This window comes from Paenibacillus sp. FSL M8-0212, from assembly GCF_038004645.1.
In the GTDB taxonomy this organism is placed as follows: Bacteria; Bacillota; Bacilli; order Paenibacillales; family Paenibacillaceae; genus Paenibacillus.
In genome coordinates, this window is sequence record NZ_JBBORP010000001.1 from 1,992,980 (window position 1) to 2,011,459 (window position 18,480).

An 18,480-nucleotide genomic window follows, 5' to 3' on the forward strand; every position below is an offset into this window, starting at 1 on the left:
CCGCTCTTGTCTGGCGATTCAAACTCTGTTTTCTTAACAAAAAACACGGCCCGCTGCAGCGAACCGTGCATTTATTATCCTCACTTTATTACAATGAGGCGTTGGATATATCTCCAAACAAAAGTTGGTCAGCCGTTTCTATTTAGCTTCATGCGTTGCAGACGCAGCGCATTCAGGACAACCGACACGGAGCTGAACGCCATCGCCGCCCCTGCCAGCCATGGAGCCAAGAAGCCAACTGCCGCAATGGGAATACCAATAACATTGTATCCGAGTGCCCAGAACAGGTTTTGTTTGATGTTACCCATCGTGCGCCGACTCATCTCAATCGCATCTGCAATGCTGTTCAGATCACCACGCATCAATGTAATATCCGCTGCTTCCATCGCTACATCCGTTCCTGTTCCGATGGCCATCCCAATATCAGCAGTAGCGAGTGCCGGAGCATCATTAATGCCGTCACCTACCATCGCGACTTTCAGGCCACTCTCCTGAAGTTTCTTCACTTCCGCGGCTTTGCCTTCCGGCAGCACCTCAGCCAGAACTTTACCGATCCCTGCCTGTTCTGCTACAGCGCGAGCAGTCCGCTCATTGTCTCCCGTGATCATAATGACATCGATCCCCATCGCCTGAAGACGACCGATGGCTTCACGAGAAGTATCCTTGATGGTATCAGCCACAGCCACAATCCCTGCCCACTGACCATCCACCGCAACCAACATCGCTGTACGTCCCTGCTCTTCCAGTCGGTTCATCTGCTGAACGGTTTCCTCTGAGACATTCACCTGTTCATCCGCAAGCAACCGCCGTGTGCCGACCAGAATTTCCTGCCCTTTTAATGAAGCTCGCACGCCGTATCCCGGTATGTTCTCAAACTTCTCTGTTGGGGTTAACTCCAGACCCTTGGCACGTATACCCGCAACAATCGCCTCTGCCAGCGGATGCTCGGAACTCTGTTCTGCCGCTCCCACTCGCTCAAGCAGATCGGATTCCGTCCAATTCGGAGCCGTAACAACATCAGTAAGGACGGGTTTACCTTGGGTTACTGTACCTGTTTTGTCGAGCACCACGGTCTGAATCTGTTGTGCCGACTCCAGATGTTCGCCCCCCTTGAACAGAATGCCATATTCAGCCGCACGTCCTGATCCAGCCATGACGGAGGTTGGCGTTGCCAGTCCCAATGCACATGGACAGGCAATAACAAGCACGGCAATGGCTTTCTCCAGGGAACCAGCGAAGTCACCCGGACTTGCAAACAGATACCAGATCAGGAATGTCAGCGCGGCAATACCCACGACAATGGGAACAAATATGCCTGAAATGACATCTGCAATCCGCTGGATCGGTGCTTTGGAGCCCTGAGCTTGCTCGACTACTTTAATAATCTGGGACAAAGCCGTGTCCGATCCCACTCGGGTCGCACGAAGTCGTAATACCCCATTTTTGTTCAGCGTAGCACCTGTAACGGCATCTCCCGGTTTTTTATCCACGGGAAGGCTCTCTCCACTAAGCATGGATTCATCGACTGAGGATTGGCCTTCTTCAACAATACCATCCACCGGGATGCTATCACCCGGCTTCACCAGAACCAAGTCACCCACCGCAACATATGCGGCAGGAACCATAACTTCCTGTCCGTCACGGATGACACGGGCTTCACGTGGAGCCAGTTCAATCAGGCTTTTGATCGCCTGTGAAGAGCGACCTTTCGCCACAGCTTCGAACCATTTTCCCAGTAAAATTAACGTAATCAGAATTGCACTTGTCTCATAATAGAGTTCTACCGAAGGCATGGCGGCTGTGCTCGTTCCCATTGCGCCGTGATCCATCGTCGTCGTAGAAGGTAAGTACCCACTGGATAACGTCAGATAGAGACTGTAGAAAAACGCTGCACTGGTACCCAGTGCGACGAGAACGTCCATATTGGCACTGCGGTTACGTAAGGCTTTGTATGCCCCCACATAGAATTGCCATCCAATCACGAACTGTACTGGCGTTGCCAGAATCAGCTGGAACCAAGGGTTCATGAACAGCTCTGGGACATAGATTCCGGATGTGAACGAGAAATGCCCGACCATTGCCCACAGCAAAGGAATCGATAACAACGCAGATATCATCCATTTCCACTTTTTGCGCTGCAGCTCACGTTCACGAACCGATGTGGTCTCTTCTTGTGTCAATTGCAGTTCAGCACCGTATCCCATCTGCTTGATCTTGGCGGTAATATCCGAAGGTTTCAATGCACCAGCGGCATATTCGATATGCCCTGTTTCCAGCGCCAGATTCACATTCGCCTGAGATACCCCCGGTAGTCGGGAAAGACCTTTTTCAATCCGGGCAGAACAGGCAGCACACGTCATACCGGTGATGTTCAAATCAACTGATTCGGACACCGTACCGTAGCCAAGCGCCTCTACTTTATCCCGCAACGCATTCACGTTGGTTGTCTTCGGATCATAAGATACGGTTGCCTGTTCGATGGCAAGGTTCACATTGGCCTCATGTACCCCTTCCATGCGGGTCAATCCCTTCTCCACTCGCGTCGAACATGCAGCACAGGTCATTCCCGTGATGTGCAGTGTTGCCTTTAGTCCTGGTGCTTCTGCCATAGGTGGCATTGGTGTGGGTTCGGATGATCTATCCATTGGTTTATTCGTTGAGTTATCCATCATGTCAGCTCCTTTCATGTCAATTCAATTTTTGTATGTTGCATTCCATTATACCCCCAAGGGGTATATATCAGACAGAAAATTAGGCTTAAACCTGACTCTTGGAAAAAGGTACTCTGACCTCTTTTTCGCCCATGAGCATGTTCGGTTTAAGCCTGTGATCCCGTTAGACTACATCGTATCCCTGATCTTCAATCGCAGCTTTGATCTGATCCACGTTCACCGTCTGCTCATCATATTCCACCGCTACTGTCCCCGCTGCCAGATCAACCTTACCACTCGCACCGGTATTCTTCACAGCTTCTTCAACTGATTTCACGCAGTGATTGCAAGACATTCCCGTAACGTTCAATGTAACATTAGACATTCTAAATTCCTCCTTGGGGTATATTAAAATGATAAATTAAATAGGTGAATTGATTCAGCTTACTTCATTAACTTCCGCATCGTAACCAGCAGTTCATCCACAACTTCATGTTCACCAGCCTGAATACGCTCAACGATACAGCTCTTCATATGGCCTTCAAGCAAAAGTTTGCCTACTGAATTAAGAGCAGACTGAGCCGCCGCGATCTGCGTCAGCACATCATCACAATACGTATCCTTCTCGATCAATCCCTTGATCCCGCGAATCTGACCTTCCACACGGTTCAAACGAGAAACCAGGTTACTCTTCATCTCCTGCGAATGGTGACTCTTGCGCACATGCTTCCCATCACTGCCCTCGGCATGACAGGATACCGCTTCTTGAACTGTAGCCGAAGCTTCCGTTGAATCTGACATGGAGGATTGCAAAGGTTCCTCGGGATGGCTCTGATGATCCATCATGAACACCCCTTTTCTTTCGTTCTTTTCTAAGAGTAACATACCCCATGGGGGTATTCAAGAGTGTTTTGATATTTTAATAAAAATGGATGATTTACTTCCTAATTAAACAGAGCATGAGATAGTTTAGCTGCCTCGAATGACATCTCTATCTGAAGAGTAATGATTTGACTACGGACACTCATTTTCCGATTAAACTCATCATTAATATCTGAAGCAGTCTGGAACTGTTCCACCCATTTCAACCACTCTGGGACTTCCCACATACTTCGAGCTGCAAAGGCGACACAGTAGCCGTACCTTGCAAGTCTTTCATCGCCCATCCACCCCGCTGTCCGAAGTCCATGCATGTAGCGATCAAACATTTCCTCTTTAGCTGTAAATATGTCCTCTGCTGCAATATGACCCATACTTGCGTTAACCCCAAATAACTTTCCTAATTCTTCACCAACACCAGAAATACTCATGAATTGCCAATCAATAAGAGTAAGTACGCTATCACCCAGACGTTCTGTTGGCATAAATATATTGCCTTGCCCCAAATCCTGATGTGACAATACTCGTGGCAATTGGTCCAGTGTATTTAAAACCTTGTCCATCTGCTCGTTATATTGGTTGAACCACTGCCAGATTGAATGGGCTTGCTTTTGGATTGCAGGAGCATACTGACGACAACCCCTAACCCATGATTTGAGCCAACTCGGGCAGATCCATTCTTGTTGAGGTAATGGGGCTCCCGTAAGATAGGCTCCGTGAAACTCACCAAGGCGTTCCGCAATCCATCCCCAATCATCCAGAGGCCAGACATGCTCACTCTTCGAACGACGAGACACATCTTCCATCCATAACCCAATGGTGTGCTCCAATCTGTGCTGTACAGAGAAACAACGCGGAGCTATGATACGTCCCGGCAAATGATCAAGTATTCCTGATGAGAATATCTCAGCTTCTCTTTTCCAATAGTTAAGGTATGTAACATCTTCCTTCTCTGCTGAGTCCGGTTTAATACATTTCAAGATAAGTGACCATGACAGTAATGTTCCAGCTGCGGTAGCTGTTCCACGGATTCGATAAATACCTGATGTGGTGAAATTAAGACGTCCCGGATTGATGGGTTCAACTTCCCAAGATTGTATTACTGCGTGAGGCTCTTCCAACAGTTTCTGCACACTGCGAACAAGATATTCCACATCCTCAGAAGATTGCAGAATACTATTCTCGCTAAGTTGTTCTTTTTCATTAATACTTCCCATATCCTTTGTTCCCTCCCCTCCATACCACCGTTCCTTTCGCTCCACTGGTCCCGACTTACAAGATATACTCCATTCTGCTGCTGCGAACGACCAGACCCATCTGTTCATAGAAAGCCTGTGCGCCAGAGTTAAACGTCGACACGGATAATTCCACACTGTCTGCCTGAAGCTCTCTCCCTAGCTCGATGAATGCTTGTAGTAACCGTTTGCCTGTTCCTTGGCCCCGATGTTTGGTATCCACTACAAGTTCATGGATGTACAACATCTTGCGATCCACCATCAATTGGTTATCCTGAATTACACTTAACTGCGCGCTCCCGTAACCCAGAATCAAACCCGTTTCCGAGGACTCGGCAACATACAGATAACGCTTGTCCGTTTCCAGCAGTTCGGTGAACTCCTTTTCCTCCATTCTCGTCTCCAACGCTCTGTATAGATCGGGCCGCCCCTCGACATGCATCTGGTGTAGTTCGTCCATCAATAATGACACGCCAGAGTAGTCCCTCATTTCTGCCTTTCTGATGTTAATCGTACCCGTACTCATCCCCATCACTCTTTCATCTACTGAATTTTACATTATTATACAACCAAAAAGCAGATACCATAAGGGTACCTGCTTCGCTAAATTTATTTTCATTCCACAAAGCGAATGTGATGCTCATGTTGTTTATTTTTTCGAAGAAGCATTTCCTTCATTAAATGCAACAGGTGATGGCTTCGCTGCCCATTCGTCCGCCTGTGGCTCAATGTCTACTCCGCTCAAAATCTTCTTTTTCTCCATCAAGGAATCCCCGTCTTCATCCAGCTTGTTGCGAATTTCCGCCTCGTCCTGAGGTTGATTGTTCTGTGTCATCATAGAGTCCTCCCTTTTTCGTATTCATGGTTGATGTTCCTTTATATAACGTGCCCACTTTCTGCATTATCATTCTCTTCGAGGATCAAGCGTCAGAGCTAACGAATCGTACACACCTTATATGGGCAAATATAGGCTGAATGAAAATGTAATGAATCACAGACACGTTATATCACGGTAATTCATCGAAATGGGTGGAAAAAAGGAGCCTTTTCAGGCATTAGCGTGCCTACGATTCGTTAGAATTTCACATTTGCGATTTCCGCACAAATAAGACGTGCTGAGTTCGTTAAGTGGATACATCCCCCTTTCCAGAGCAAGCCCACAATCCCTGGAAACACTTATCGTCGATACAATTCCCCAACTCTTTTAGGCGCAAAAAAAAGGGCATCCCGCTGGTCAAATTCATGACCTTACAGGATGCCCTTTTTCCTTATAGTCCAACTCAGGTGGACGCTTAACCGATTTCGATTTATTTCTGGTTTCGTATTACGCCTGATCCTTACGAGCAAGCGCGACTAGCGCACGTAGCGCTGCATTAATCTCGCGCTCCACCGCTTGTCCAACCGCATCCGTATGCGGATCATACTCGGCAGCCAGATCGCTGTCCGCGAATCCATCGATCGCGACAATCGCTCCGGCGCGAGCGCCACGCAAGGTGCTGACGATGTAGAGCGCCGCAATTTCCATCTCAGCTGCAAGTGCTCCAGCCTGCTTGTACTTGCGGTGTGGGATCTCTTCCACGCCTGCAAAGAATGCATCCAGCGTTACGGTGATACCAACGCCCACTTTGCCTGCAAACGTCGCAGCATCCGCGCTACCCTGCTCACGAGCAGCCTCGATCAACGCTTGTGTCACCCCAATGTCCGCTACCGCTGGGAAACCATCCGGTACCAGTTGGCGAGTTAACCCGTCCGTACGAACAGCGGCTGTACTCACAATCACACTGCCTGCTGGATAATCGGCTGTATACGATCCCGCTGTACCTACACGAATCAGAGTTGTTACACCCGCGCGAATCAATTCCTCGAAACAGACAGCTGCTCCAGGTGAACCTACACCATGGCTGACCACAGCGATCTGTACCCCTTCATACAATCCAACAAATGTACGATACTCCCGACTGAACGCCAGTTCTCTCGCCTGCTCCAGCTTACGGGAAATCTTCTCCGCACGTGCCGGATCACCACAGACGATGGCGTATGCCGGCATGTCTTCCGAATGAATCTGCAAAATAGGCATCAACATATCAATCAAACTCCTTCTTCGTCCACTCGTCTTCCGGAATCGGCAGATCTTCACCCGAGAAGCGTTGCTCCTTGAACGGATCGGCAAAATGGTGGAAACCGTTCACTTCCCAGAAGCCGTTACGGTCTTCTGTCATAAACTCCAGCCCACGTATCCACTTGGCACTCTTCCAGAAGTAAAGTTGTGGCACAACCATACGCAGTGGAAAACCATGCTTGGGTGTTAGTGGCTCGCCGTTATATTTGAATGCAAGCAGCACATCATCATGCATCAATTCTTCAAGCGGTACATTTGTCTCATAATCATGATCTGCATGGATCATGACGTATTTTGCTTCCGGTTTAACCCCCAGAAGTTTTACAAAATCGGAGAAGCGAATACCTTCCCACGGCGTATCGAATTTCGACCAGCGTGTGACACAGTGAATATCACTCACTGTGTTCACCTGAGGCATTGCCTGCAACTCAGCTAGAGAGAACACCTTCTCCTCTTCCACTTCGCCGAATACTTTCAGGTCCCATGTGGACAAGTCATATTCCGGCACTTCCCCTTCATGCAGAATCGGGAATTTCTCCGTCAGCATCTGTCCCGGTGGCAAGCGATCTCCATGATCAATGCCTGCTTTGGGTGCCGGGGTTTTTCCTTTTTTCAAACGTTCAGCCTTGTTATGCAAGTGAGTTTCCTCCTTCTTCTTCTGCCTCTAACATAGACATTCAGGAATTAACGCGAGCTTCCGCCCGCTTTCAGTGCATCCTGTGCATAGGTACGGTCTTTGAAAAAGAACATCGCGACTAGCGTCACAATATACGGCAGCATCAACGTGAAATGGGTTGGCAAGGAGAATCCTTGCAGACGAATACTCAATGCTTCCATGAAGCCGAATAGCACACTGGAGCCCATGACGCCCAGCGGGTTCGCTTGTCCCAGCATCGTTGCGACCAGTGCGATAAAACCACGACCCGCGGTCATACCTTCGGTAAACATCGTCACCTGACCAAGCGACAACTGTGCTCCAGCCAGGGCACACAATACGCCGCACATCAGAACGGCACCATACTGGATGCCACGCACCTTGATCCCAATGCTCTGTGCTGCAATCGGGTTCTCACCAACGGAGCGCAGGCGGAAGCCGGATACACTTTTGAACAGATAAAATTGCAGTCCAATCACGAGCACAATGCCGAGGTAGACCAGGGGACTATGTCCCGATAATACATCGCCCACCCACGGGATGTCCTTGATTAGCGGAATATCCCATTTGGGAAGTCCCACCATGTCTTTGTCGTAGTATGCACCTTTTACATCAAAAATCGCACGCAGTGCAAAGGTCGTCACCCCCGCAGCCAGGAAGTTGAGCGAGATCCCGACCACGATGGCGTTAGCCTTGAGATTAATACTTATAAAGGCAAAGAGCGCCGAGAATAACATCACAATAATAATGGAAAAGAGTACAGCCAACAGCACATTGCCAAACAGATAATTACCAACAATGGCGGAGAACGCACCGATCAAAACCAGTCCCTCGAGACCCACGTTGAACAGACCGACACGGGAACATAAAGCCCCACCGAGCGCTGCAAGCAGGATTGGAGTCATAATCCGCAAGGTTGAGCCAAACATGGCTGCATCAAACAGTTGTTGCATTGGACTTTTTCTCCTTTCTCCGCTTCAGGAATGAATAACCGATCTGAGCTGATACAAATAACGTCAATACAGCCTGAATGACACTGCCAACTTCCAGCGGCACATCCGTATTCCGTTCCATCCCCATGGCACCTGTCTGTAACGCAGCCAGCAAAATAGCTGCCACAGCTGTACCGAGTGGATGCGAGCGGGCAAGCAGCGTTGCCATAATACCGCTCCATGCGTAACTTGCCGATGACAATGAGCCATCAAGGAAACGGTACTGTGTACCGAGCACTTCTCCCGCACCTGCCAGTCCAGCAAGTCCACCACTAATGACCATGGACAACATCATCATGCGAATGCGGCGAACACCACCGTAGGTTGCAAAGGACGGGTTACTTCCGAGCATGCGGATCTCGTAACCAGTCACCGTTTTGTGGGTGAACCAGTAGATCAGAATAGCCGCTACGATGGCAATAATGAAGCCAGCATGTAGCCCCATACCTTGGAACAACTTCGGCAACCAGATACTCTGATCAATCATGGGTGTCTGCGCCATCGCTGCTGATCCAGTCCGATCCTTAAATGGATAGGAGACCATGTAGCCACCAAAATAAATGGCAATATAGTTAAGTAGTAAGGTTGTGATCAACAAGTTCATGCCAAACCGAGCATCCAGCCAACCTGCAAACAGGGACCAGATTCCACCGGCAACAATACCAGCCACAATCGCAGCAATACACACAAACCAGCCTGGGCCTGGCAGATAAAGCGCCGTGAGCGCCGCACTGAGCCCGCCAAGAATCATCTGGCCTTCGGCTCCCATATTGAAAAATCCGGCACGGAATGCCAATGCTACGCCAAGTCCCGCCAAGATGATTGGTGTGGAACGAGCCAACGTATTGGTGAAGAAGTAGAAGTTGCCGAAGGCCCCTTTCCACATCTCCGCATACGTATCCACCACATTACCGCCAACGATCAGAATCGCCACAGCCCCTGCAAGCAGACCGATGAATACGGCAAGCAGCGGCTGTACGAGTCCGCGAAGTGTTTCTTTTACCCGATTCATATCCGCTCTTTCCCTCCTGCCATTAACAAGCTGATCTGTTCCTCAGTTGCTTCCTCTGCTCTCAATTCTCCGGCAATTTCTCCTTCATACATGACAATAATGCGATCAGATAATTGCAAAATTTCGGACAACTCTGATGAAACGAGCAGAATACCCGCACCCTCACTGCGTTTGCGCAGCAATTCGGCATGGATCGTCTCCATCGCTCCGATATCCACACCACGGGTCGGTTCGGCTGCAATCAGAAACGGTGTATCTTGTGCAAATTCACGGGCAGCAATCAACTTCTGCAAGTTTCCTCCGGACAGAAACTGTGCCTTGGTCTCCGCAGAACCCGTCTTGATGCTGAACTGTTTGATCCAACTCTCTACCATCGTTTTTGCTGCTTTAGCTTTGATAATGCCCCGTGACTGCAAACGATGATGATGTCCCATCAGCCCGTTCTCGCGAACACTCGCATCCTTGGCCGCTCCCCACATATAACGATCTTCCGGGATATGAGCAAGTCCATGCTCCCTTATGCGCCGTACAGGCCAGTTCGTTGTATCCTGCCCGGAGAGCAAGACACGACCACTGTCAGCCTTACGGAGTCCCGCAATCACTTGTATCAATTCAGACTGGCCGTTACCAGAGATACCGGCTATACCAACAACCTCACCTTTTCGAACCTCCATATGGATTTCCTTGAGCGCCGAACGATCCTTGGCCCCGGACAGATTGACCCCTTCCACCTGAAGAACAGCTTCCGCTGGAACCGATGGCTGCTTGTCCATACGCACAAGTTCACGACCAACCATCAGACGCGACAATTCCTCCACATGTGTATCCTTCGCTTCCAACGTACCTGTCACCTGACCATCCCGAAGTACCGTGATCCGGTCGGCTACATCCATGACTTCTTGCAGCTTGTGCGTGATCAGTACAAAGGTTTTGCCCAGCTTGGCGAGAGATTTCATATTCGCCAGCAGTTCCTTCACTTCAAGCGGTGTCAGTACCGCCGAAGGTTCATCCAATATAATGATGTCTGCGCCCTGATGCAGCACCTTGAGAATTTCAACACGCTGCTGCATGCCAAGCGGGCACTCAGACACTTTTTTCCACGGGTCAACCGGCATGCCATATTGTCTGCCCAGCTCATTTACCTGAGCCGCTGCTTTTTTGCGGTCAAATGCGCCTGCCTTAGCCGGTTCACGTCCGATCACGATGTTCTCCGCCACCGTAAAGGAAGGGAACAGCATGAAATGCTGGTGCACCATGCCGATACCACTTGCCATCGCCTGGGAAGGCGTAGCAAAGCTTACCTCACGTCCACGGACTTTGATTGTGCCTGACGTAGGCTGTTCCATACCGTACAGCATACGCATCAAGGTTGTTTTACCGGCTCCGTTCTCACCGACAAGGGCATGAATCTCTCCCTCACGCAAATTAAAACGGATGTCACGGTTAGCGGTGAAGCCGCCGTATTTCTTCGTAATCTGCTCCATCTCCAACAGCATATCTCGCGTTCGCTCCTCTCGGTCTCGGTCATTTAATAGCAGCAAAACCGGCTGCCTGATCGGGCAGCCGGCTGATCAATTCCATCACTCATTCATTGAAAAGAACAATCAAAATTATTGTTGCAATGGATCTTTGACTACGATTTTGCCGGATACGATATCATCTTTGATTGCTTTAACCTTGTCGATCACTTCTTGTCCAACAAAAGCATTCAGCGGAGATTCGCTATCACGTGTAACGTAAGTCAGGCCCACACCGTCTTCTTTCAAACCGTAGTTAACAGCGCCTGCTTTGAAGTTGCCTTCTACAAAATCTTTCACAGTCTCATAAGCAACCGTATCGGTTGATTTCAATTGAGACAATACGATATGTTCCGGATCTTCAACGGTACGGTCCGTATCCTGACCGGAAGTGTAGAAGCCTTTTTCTTTTGCTGCTTCGAACACACCAAGGTCACCTACAGCGGATGCGCCAGCGATAAAGTCAGCGCCTTTGCCGAATTGTACCAGCGCCAATTCTTTTGCTTTGGCCGGGTCATTAAATCCACCTACATAGTTCACGAGGAATTCTGCGTCCGGATTCACGGATTCCAATCCTGCTTTGAAACCTTCCGTATATTTCTTGATCAATGGTACATCCATTGCTGCGATCATGCCGACTTTGTCTGTTTTGGTGGACAATCCAGCAGCTGCACCAAGCAGATACGCCCCTTCATATTCACGGAAACCAACGCTACGTACGTTAGGCAGATCCACTGTTGTATCTACAATTGCAAAGGACTTGTCCGGATTTTCTGCAGCAACTTTCTTCAATGCATCTTCTGCCTGGAAAGTGGCTGTAATAATCAGATCATAATTCTCGGCAACCGCAGCACGCAGATTTTGTTCAAATGCTGCCGGATCTGTCGATTCAATCGTCTTGGTGTCTACTTTGAATTCTTCGCCTGCTTTTTTGAAGCCTTCATCCATCTGTACAAAGAAAGGGTTAACCCCTATTTTTTCGGGAAGTACGAGGGCCATCCGAAGAGATTTCTCCGAATCACTGCCTTGGGCGGATTGTTCGTCTTTGGAAGCCGAATTCCCACAAGCTGCCAACAAAATAGCCAACATGATGATCGATAAGACGAACGATAAACCTCTTTTCATTTTGAAAATACCCCTTTTCAACATTCTTTTTTCTTATCCTAGCGGATACTGTCGATCCTTGTCAATAAATCTTTGAGCGTATACACTCAAATAGAATATAATTGACAACTCGCTTTCTACCAAGCTTTGGAAACCGCTCTGTATCAAGCTTTTTTTCGTTGACATCCAGCGCGTCTCCGTGCTAAAGTCAATCCAATTATTCTATTCTGATAGGAATTGTCAGAATTATAACCCAAAGCTGATCATTTTCCAACCCATCTTAAGGAGGCTATTCATTTGAAAAAGATCACCCAGATCACGTTGGCGGCCCTACTCGCCGCTCCGGTAACACTCGGCAGCCTTAGCTTGCCCGCTTCTGCTTCTGCAGTATCTGCAACTCCGGCTAAACCAACCACCTCACAAAGTGTCAAAGGACCGGTAGCTCAGGCTCCAGTTGCTTACACGGAAAGCGCAGCGGATTTTGCTCAATTCTTGCAAGCGAAATACAACGTTCAATTGCCGCAACAGATTACCAAAGGTGATTTCATTCAAGCCATTGCAGCCATCACGGAAGCAACTCAAACAAGTGACAGTGAAGCCAAAACTCCTGTCTTTACCGATCTGTCTTCTGGTGATTCTTCCTATGATGCTGCCGTATCCTTATACAATAATGGGGTTCTTACGGGTACAGAAGTACGTGCCAAGGATCAACTGAGCACTTATGCCGCCGTCTTCATCGCGGTGAAAGCAGCCGGATTCAAGGAACTCGCTTATACATATCCCACAGAGAAAACGGCCAAAGCACTTGCCAAAGTTGGCATTAGCCCGAACCGTGTTCAGGGACAAGCCGCACAGGAACTGGCTGCAGCGATTGATACAGGCCTGATTCCCGAGAGCCTTTACCCTGCTCTCCTTAAGGGTGGCGTGGCAAGTAAAGATTTTGCTAATACTTTGCTTGGACGCGTGCTAGTCAGCCAAGGGAAATACAAACATGAGATTGGGCGTTCTGGCGATGCGGACATCTATTCCAAACTGTATGCTGCATATCGCACAGCGGATCTGATCGAATCACCTGAGCTGAGAAAGATTGTGGATCAGGCCCTGCGAGATGATCTCGTAACAGGTTACAACCTGAAGGATAGCCGCTTTGATTCCAACTTTATCGATGAACTGACACTTACCTACGGCCACGATAATATCCAACATGCTGTACAGTTGGTTGGTTTGCTGCGTAGCGAAGGCATTGACGCCGATGTACAATTCCAGCCGAAGACATCTGCCTTCATTTATTTGAAGGAATGGGGCGAGCCGAAGGAAACGCCAGACTATAAAGTGACACAGATCGAGAACGGCAACTATATTGCTTCTGCGAAGGAATATGATATTCAGTTCGAGTTCAACAATGTGGCAGACAAAGTTCGCTTCAACGACATTGTGCTGAAATATGCCAAGAAGAACAGTGACAGTACATCGCCATTGATTCTCAGTTCCTGGTGGCAACCACTTTATTACTCACCAACTGCATTAGCCAACTATCCGGTCATTTCCAATAATAAGATCGCGCTTGGCAATTACTATGCTCAGTCCTTCTCGCTGAAAGAAAATGCCAAAGCCATTCGGGAAGGTTTCCTGAAACTGGCACCTGATGCGGATATCACGACATATGACTTCTGGGTGGACCAGCCTTTCTTCAATTATCTGAACGGTGGTTCCGAATAAGATAAGTTCCAACTCCAACCGAATTAAAGCTCGTATTTTGCCATTATAAACCTCCGTCTTTACCGAATTTTAAAGGGATTTCGACCCCTGGATTCGTAAAGGCGGTTTTTTGTTCAGCATTTTGCAAATTTCTTCTAAAAAATCATTTTTCTCATGCAGGAATTACCAATATAAGGTCGAATCCTTTATGTACACAAACACGCAATCATATTGCATATCTCCGCACGAACAGGAGTTACTCCATGGTATATGACGGTATTCTACTAGGATTGATCGTTGGATTTTTTCGGGGCGGGTTGCGGCATGGGCTCAACCAGTTTGCAGCACTCAAGCTGCGAAGTGGCTGGATTTTCCCTGTATTGTTGCTAATCCAGTTCTTTATTTTCTACCTCCAGGAACGATTCGAATGGGTGGCGTCCATTAATGGATATCTCTTTGCTGCCGTCTACATTACAGGGCTCGCTTTCCTGTGGCTTAACAGACACCACACCGGTTTCATGCTCATCTGGATTGGGGTATTTCTCAATTTTGCCGTTATGGCTGTAAATGGTGGGCGAATGCCAGTTTCTGTAGTAGCTTCTGCTGTACTGGGACCCTACTATGTAGACATGCTCCGGGAAGGCGGCGCCGTATCAAAGCATTTTATGATGGATGCGTCTACACGTTTGCCTTTTCTCGGTGATATCATCCCACTCTCCAGCCCTTATCCACGGACTCAAGTCATCAGCATCGGTGACGTAGTCATGAACGTGGGCATATTCCTTTTTATCCAGTACATGATGGTGAATCGGGACAAAAAGGCTGTGCAACCTGCTAAAACTCATCAGGCTTAATGAGAACCAGGTAGACTCCAAGGAAGGGAGGTCTTCTCCATGAAAAAATTTGAAGGTGTGAAATATTCCCGCATTGTCATCAACGCAATCATCGTGGCTTCTGTCGTTGTAGCATTAACTTCGGGATACAAGCTGGGCGGCTAGTATCCATACCGCCAAACAAGACAAACAGGCTGCCAGCGGCCTGTTTTTTCTTTCTGGATTTTTGCCAGGCAACTTGTTATGTTATACATCTATATAGTATACCCCTATACAAGAACACCAATTATATATTGAACTGAACATTTACACGAAAACGGAGAGGACAGAAATAACCTGAAGAAGCGAAGCGTTCGCCTTTATCCCGGGATTTTCCCTTTTGGAAAAGAAATCAAAAAATCTGGGGATAACAGCGATCGGAAGGTTGTTCTGTCATCGAAGTGTAAGTGTTAATACCTATCAGTTCAATTTATATACACATCAAGAGTAGACTAAACCCAAGCAGGAGATTTTTTATGAACTTTATTCGTAACCTTATCCATAAGGCAGATCGAAGCAGTCTGTATGTTATTTTGCTTAGTTGTACCGGGATCGGTGTTTTTCTGTACATGAACAAGTGGTCTTACCTTCATCTAACCACGGCGGATTGGGTCATGGTCTACACCATGCTGGGTGCGGCGTTAATTCTGGATTATTTCACGTTCCAGATTCCACCCAAAGGCAATCAGCAATCCATGGATTCATCGGTATACCTTGCCTGTATATTCATGTTTGGCGGAGCTTTCAGTTTATCTGTCCTGCTTCCTGTCTCCATCATCCTGTTAATTAAAGACCGCAAGCTCACCTGGTGGAAACACATTGTCAATTTCAGCATCTACAGTCTCATGATTACGGGAGCAGCTGCTGTGTTTGATTGGACTGGCGGGCAATCGGGAACTTTGGACGGCTATAATCTGATTCCTTATTTTGCAGCACTCGCAGCCTACTTCATCATCAACACGATCACGCTTGGCTTATTCTTTCATTTCTCAACGAAGGATGCATTACAGCAGATGAAGCGGGCATTCGTTACCGAATCCCTGCTGGTTTATTTATGTACGCTGATTCTGGCGCTTGTCCTGACGATTCTGGTTGTACACAATGGCGTACTCGGTCTGTTGTTGTATCTAAGCCTCAGTATTCTGCTCTCTCATGCATTCAAGCAGTTGTTTGTCATGTATCAGACTATTGAGGAGAAAGCTAACACGGATCAACGTACAGGTCTGTTCAACCATAGTTATTTTGAAAGTATGCTGGAAAATGAACTCACTACCGCTCGTACGCAAGGAACACCACTCTGTCTGGGACTTATTGATATCGATGATTTCAAAAAGTATAACGATCGGTTTGGCCACCTTCAAGGCGACAGTCTGCTGGCCCTGCTGGGGGATTTTCTGATGCGAAAGACGGAAGGCACACCCGTTACCGCCTTTCGTTATGGAGGGGAAGAGTTCACTCTGCTCATGCCAGGCATGGAATTGGACGAATCCTACAAGTTTATGAATAAGCTGCGCAAACAACTAAACGACACGCCGTTTGAAGGCGTTGAAGTGTTTCCACACGGTTGTCTCTCCTTCTCGGGTGGCGTCGCCCCCTATCAGGTGGACATGTATAACAAATCCCAGCTCGTAGATCAGGCGGATAAAGCACTGTATTATGCGAAGAAACAGGGCAAAAACAATGTGCACCGTCACGGAAGCAATGATGGCATGGAACACGAGATTGATCTGGTACAGGACGTTCGAGACATCGAGCAGCAGCTTAATCTGTTCAGATACAAGGATATGGATACGTTTAAACATTCCAAACGGGTCTACAAATATGCACTGGATATCAGTGAATTGCTCGCACTGGACAATGCGGAAAAGCGTCGTTTCGTGCTGGGAGCACTGATTCATGACATCGGAAAACTGGAGATTCCCTGGTCCATTCTGAACAAAAAGGACAAGCTCACCGCAGAAGAATGGGAAACGATCAAAGGACATGTCACCTGGGGCAAAAAAATGGTGATCACAAACGATCGCTTCGCCGATCTGATTCCGTACATTGAACTTCACCACGAGCGTTATGATGGCAAGGGCTATCCTTACGGACTGAAGGGTAACGAGATTCCCCGGCTCTGCCGCATGCTGACCGTGATTGACTCCTTTGACGCCATGACGACAGAGCGGCCGTATCAGGAAACCAAGAACGTGGAAGAAGCGATTCGGGAGCTACGCTCATGTTCGGGTTCACAGTTCGATCCGGAGCTTGCCGAGTTGTTCATTCAATATATTGAGAAAAGAACCGCTCAGCAACAGTTGCAGTAAAATAAACAGAGCTTCTTCTATAAGCCCAGAAAAAGTAAAAGCGCTATCCCCGGTCTGATCGGAGATAGCGCCATTTTCATTTTCATGGAATGAATCGTACACCAGACAACTTCATTCTCGTGCAGATTCTACATTAAGATTTGGTATTCAGCTCATGTGAGGTCTGATGCAGCTCTTTAATCATCTGCTGCAAAAACATGTTGTCTTGGCGACTGATACCGTGCTGATTGTCTTGAACAAGCATCTGATGAATGTTCTTTTTGAGCAATTCACTGCGACGTTCCAATACTTCTTGACTCATGTTGTTGCGTCACTCCTTAACATGTTTTGTAATGAATTCACGTTCTATATTAAGTATAGAGGACCTTCTCCGATAGGGAAAACGGACTCAGCCTTCCTCAGCTGGTCACACCAACCCTCACCTAGCGTGACAACATTTCACCCCTTATCGTTCTTAGATATCCTTCTAAATACTCCCTGATCCTCCCCAGCATTCCCCAAAGACACAGACTAGGGTCTTGGACAACCTTGCGTTATAATGGTCCCATCCCTGTATAAATAAAGTACCTAATTAAGCTAATCCTAGATCAAAGGAGTTCTGCATTCATGTCCTATAAACAAATCAAATGGATGATTCTGCTGATCCCCACATTCACGGTTGGCATTTGGGAATACATTCGCCATCAGTTTCTGATGCCATACCTATCGATGGATGCAGGAAACTGGTTAACACCCCTTATCGTTTACCTCGTCAGCGTGACACTGCTCAGCCGATTGTTCCACATGCTCGAAGGTGCCAGGGCTGCTCTGGAGCAGGAACGTGCGGCGAAAGCAGCGCTGGAAGCTCGTGACCAATTGGCACGGGAACTTCACGACGGCATATCTCAGTCTCTTTTCCTGCTGTCAGTGAAGACCGATAAAGCAGGCCGTAGTCTGGCAGGGAGCGGACATGAGCATGAGATCCAGGAGATTCAAAAAACCGTGCATGAAGTCAATACATATGTAAGGCAAGCTATTGCCCAGTTGCGTTTTGTTCCCTCCTCTACGGTGGCACCCGAGATTATTTCACTGCATGCGCAGGTCGAAGTGCTCGTCAAGGAAACGGTACCTGGTGCACAGATTCATTGGGACCTCAGGGGTGTAACGTTCTCTGCCAAGGAACAAGTGGAACTGCTCGCCTGTATCCGGGAGGGACTACTGAATGTACGCAAACATGCGCAGGCTACCCGCGTTCAGGTTCATGCGGAAGGTAACCCAATTGCTTGGTTCATTTATATTCAGGATAATGGGAATGGACTAAGTGGAGATCCTATTCATCTGAAGGATCGGTACGGACTGCGAATTACAAAGGAGCGTGCTGCCGAGATGGGATGGTCTTTTACCCTCGATTCAAGACCGGGGCATACACGAATGACGATAGGAAAGGAGCATGCTTAA

17 protein-coding genes are annotated in these 18,480 nt (G+C 48.0%); 4 read left to right on the forward strand and 13 right to left on the reverse strand.

What is annotated here, in order from left to right:
• Positions 1-128: 128 nt before the first annotated feature.
• The 12 genes from MKX68_RS08775 to MKX68_RS08830 form a co-directional block, all read right to left on the reverse strand.
• Positions 129-2,618 carry a heavy metal translocating P-type ATPase gene (locus MKX68_RS08775; protein WP_340915341.1) on the reverse strand — a complete coding sequence of 830 codons (2,490 nt, stop codon included), beginning with the start codon at positions 2,616-2,618 and terminating at the stop codon, positions 129-131.
• A gap of 217 nt (positions 2,619-2,835) precedes the next feature.
• Positions 2,836-3,036: a copper ion binding protein gene (locus MKX68_RS08780; RefSeq protein ID WP_017691004.1), complete on the reverse strand. Its 201-nt coding sequence runs from the start codon at positions 3,034-3,036 to the stop codon at positions 2,836-2,838.
• A gap of 59 nt (positions 3,037-3,095) precedes the next feature.
• A complete protein-coding gene (locus MKX68_RS08785) occupies positions 3,096-3,452 on the reverse strand; it encodes a metal-sensitive transcriptional regulator (protein WP_074096703.1) in 357 nt (118 codons plus the stop codon).
• 143 nt (positions 3,453-3,595) lie between these two features.
• On the reverse strand, positions 3,596-4,747 hold the full coding sequence (locus MKX68_RS08790; protein ID WP_340910872.1) for a phosphotransferase: 1,152 nt from the start codon (positions 4,745-4,747) through the stop codon (positions 3,596-3,598).
• 55 nt (positions 4,748-4,802) lie between these two features.
• Positions 4,803-5,291, reverse strand: coding sequence for a GNAT family N-acetyltransferase (locus MKX68_RS08795; protein WP_339190130.1), 489 nt, complete (start codon positions 5,289-5,291; stop codon positions 4,803-4,805).
• A 123-nt stretch (positions 5,292-5,414) separates the two neighbouring features.
• A complete protein-coding gene (locus MKX68_RS08800) occupies positions 5,415-5,600 on the reverse strand; it encodes a hypothetical protein (RefSeq protein ID WP_017691007.1) in 186 nt (61 codons plus the stop codon).
• Positions 5,601-6,089: 489 nt separating this feature from the next.
• Entirely contained in the window at positions 6,090-6,848 is a 759-nt protein-coding gene (locus tag MKX68_RS08805) for a nucleoside phosphorylase (protein WP_340910876.1), read from the reverse strand.
• A gap of 1 nt (position 6,849) precedes the next feature.
• Complete coding sequence (locus MKX68_RS08810; RefSeq protein ID WP_340910878.1) at positions 6,850-7,521, reverse strand: sulfite oxidase-like oxidoreductase; 672 nt, start codon at positions 7,519-7,521, stop codon at positions 6,850-6,852.
• 47 nt (positions 7,522-7,568) lie between these two features.
• Positions 7,569-8,492, reverse strand: a complete 924-nt coding sequence (locus tag MKX68_RS08815; protein WP_076332630.1) for an ABC transporter permease — start codon at positions 8,490-8,492, stop codon at positions 7,569-7,571.
• On the reverse strand, positions 8,476-9,543 hold the full coding sequence (locus MKX68_RS08820; RefSeq protein ID WP_062837193.1) for an ABC transporter permease: 1,068 nt from the start codon (positions 9,541-9,543) through the stop codon (positions 8,476-8,478). The genes MKX68_RS08815 and MKX68_RS08820 overlap by 17 nt, the downstream gene beginning before the upstream one ends.
• The gene (locus MKX68_RS08825; RefSeq protein WP_340910883.1) at positions 9,540-11,039 is read right to left on the reverse strand and encodes an ABC transporter ATP-binding protein; all 1,500 of its coding nucleotides are present in this window, start codon (positions 11,037-11,039) and stop codon (positions 9,540-9,542) included. The genes MKX68_RS08820 and MKX68_RS08825 overlap by 4 nt, the downstream gene beginning before the upstream one ends.
• A 114-nt stretch (positions 11,040-11,153) precedes the next feature.
• On the reverse strand, positions 11,154-12,185 hold the full coding sequence (locus MKX68_RS08830; protein WP_017691014.1) for a BMP family lipoprotein: 1,032 nt from the start codon (positions 12,183-12,185) through the stop codon (positions 11,154-11,156).
• Positions 12,186-12,461: 276 nt separating this feature from the next.
• On the opposite strand from MKX68_RS08830, the gene MKX68_RS08835 reads away from it, so the two are divergent.
• From MKX68_RS08835 to MKX68_RS08845, 3 genes are all read left to right on the forward strand, one after another.
• Entirely contained in the window at positions 12,462-13,883 is a 1,422-nt protein-coding gene (locus tag MKX68_RS08835) for a hypothetical protein (protein WP_340910885.1), read from the forward strand.
• A gap of 242 nt (positions 13,884-14,125) precedes the next feature.
• Positions 14,126-14,716, forward strand: a complete 591-nt coding sequence (locus tag MKX68_RS08840; RefSeq protein ID WP_340910887.1) for a DUF5317 domain-containing protein — start codon at positions 14,126-14,128, stop codon at positions 14,714-14,716.
• A 494-nt stretch (positions 14,717-15,210) separates the two neighbouring features.
• Positions 15,211-17,043 carry a bifunctional diguanylate cyclase/phosphohydrolase gene (locus MKX68_RS08845; protein ID WP_340910890.1) on the forward strand — a complete coding sequence of 611 codons (1,833 nt, stop codon included), beginning with the start codon at positions 15,211-15,213 and terminating at the stop codon, positions 17,041-17,043.
• Positions 17,044-17,176: 133 nt separating this feature from the next.
• Here the strand turns inward: MKX68_RS08845 and MKX68_RS08850 are convergent, their stop codons facing one another.
• The gene (locus tag MKX68_RS08850) at positions 17,177-17,344 is read right to left on the reverse strand and encodes a hypothetical protein (protein ID WP_017691019.1); all 168 of its coding nucleotides are present in this window, start codon (positions 17,342-17,344) and stop codon (positions 17,177-17,179) included.
• 305 nt (positions 17,345-17,649) lie between these two features.
• On the opposite strand from MKX68_RS08850, the gene MKX68_RS08855 reads away from it, so the two are divergent.
• The gene (locus MKX68_RS08855) at positions 17,650-18,480 is read left to right on the forward strand and encodes a sensor histidine kinase (protein ID WP_133386954.1); all 831 of its coding nucleotides are present in this window, start codon (positions 17,650-17,652) and stop codon (positions 18,478-18,480) included.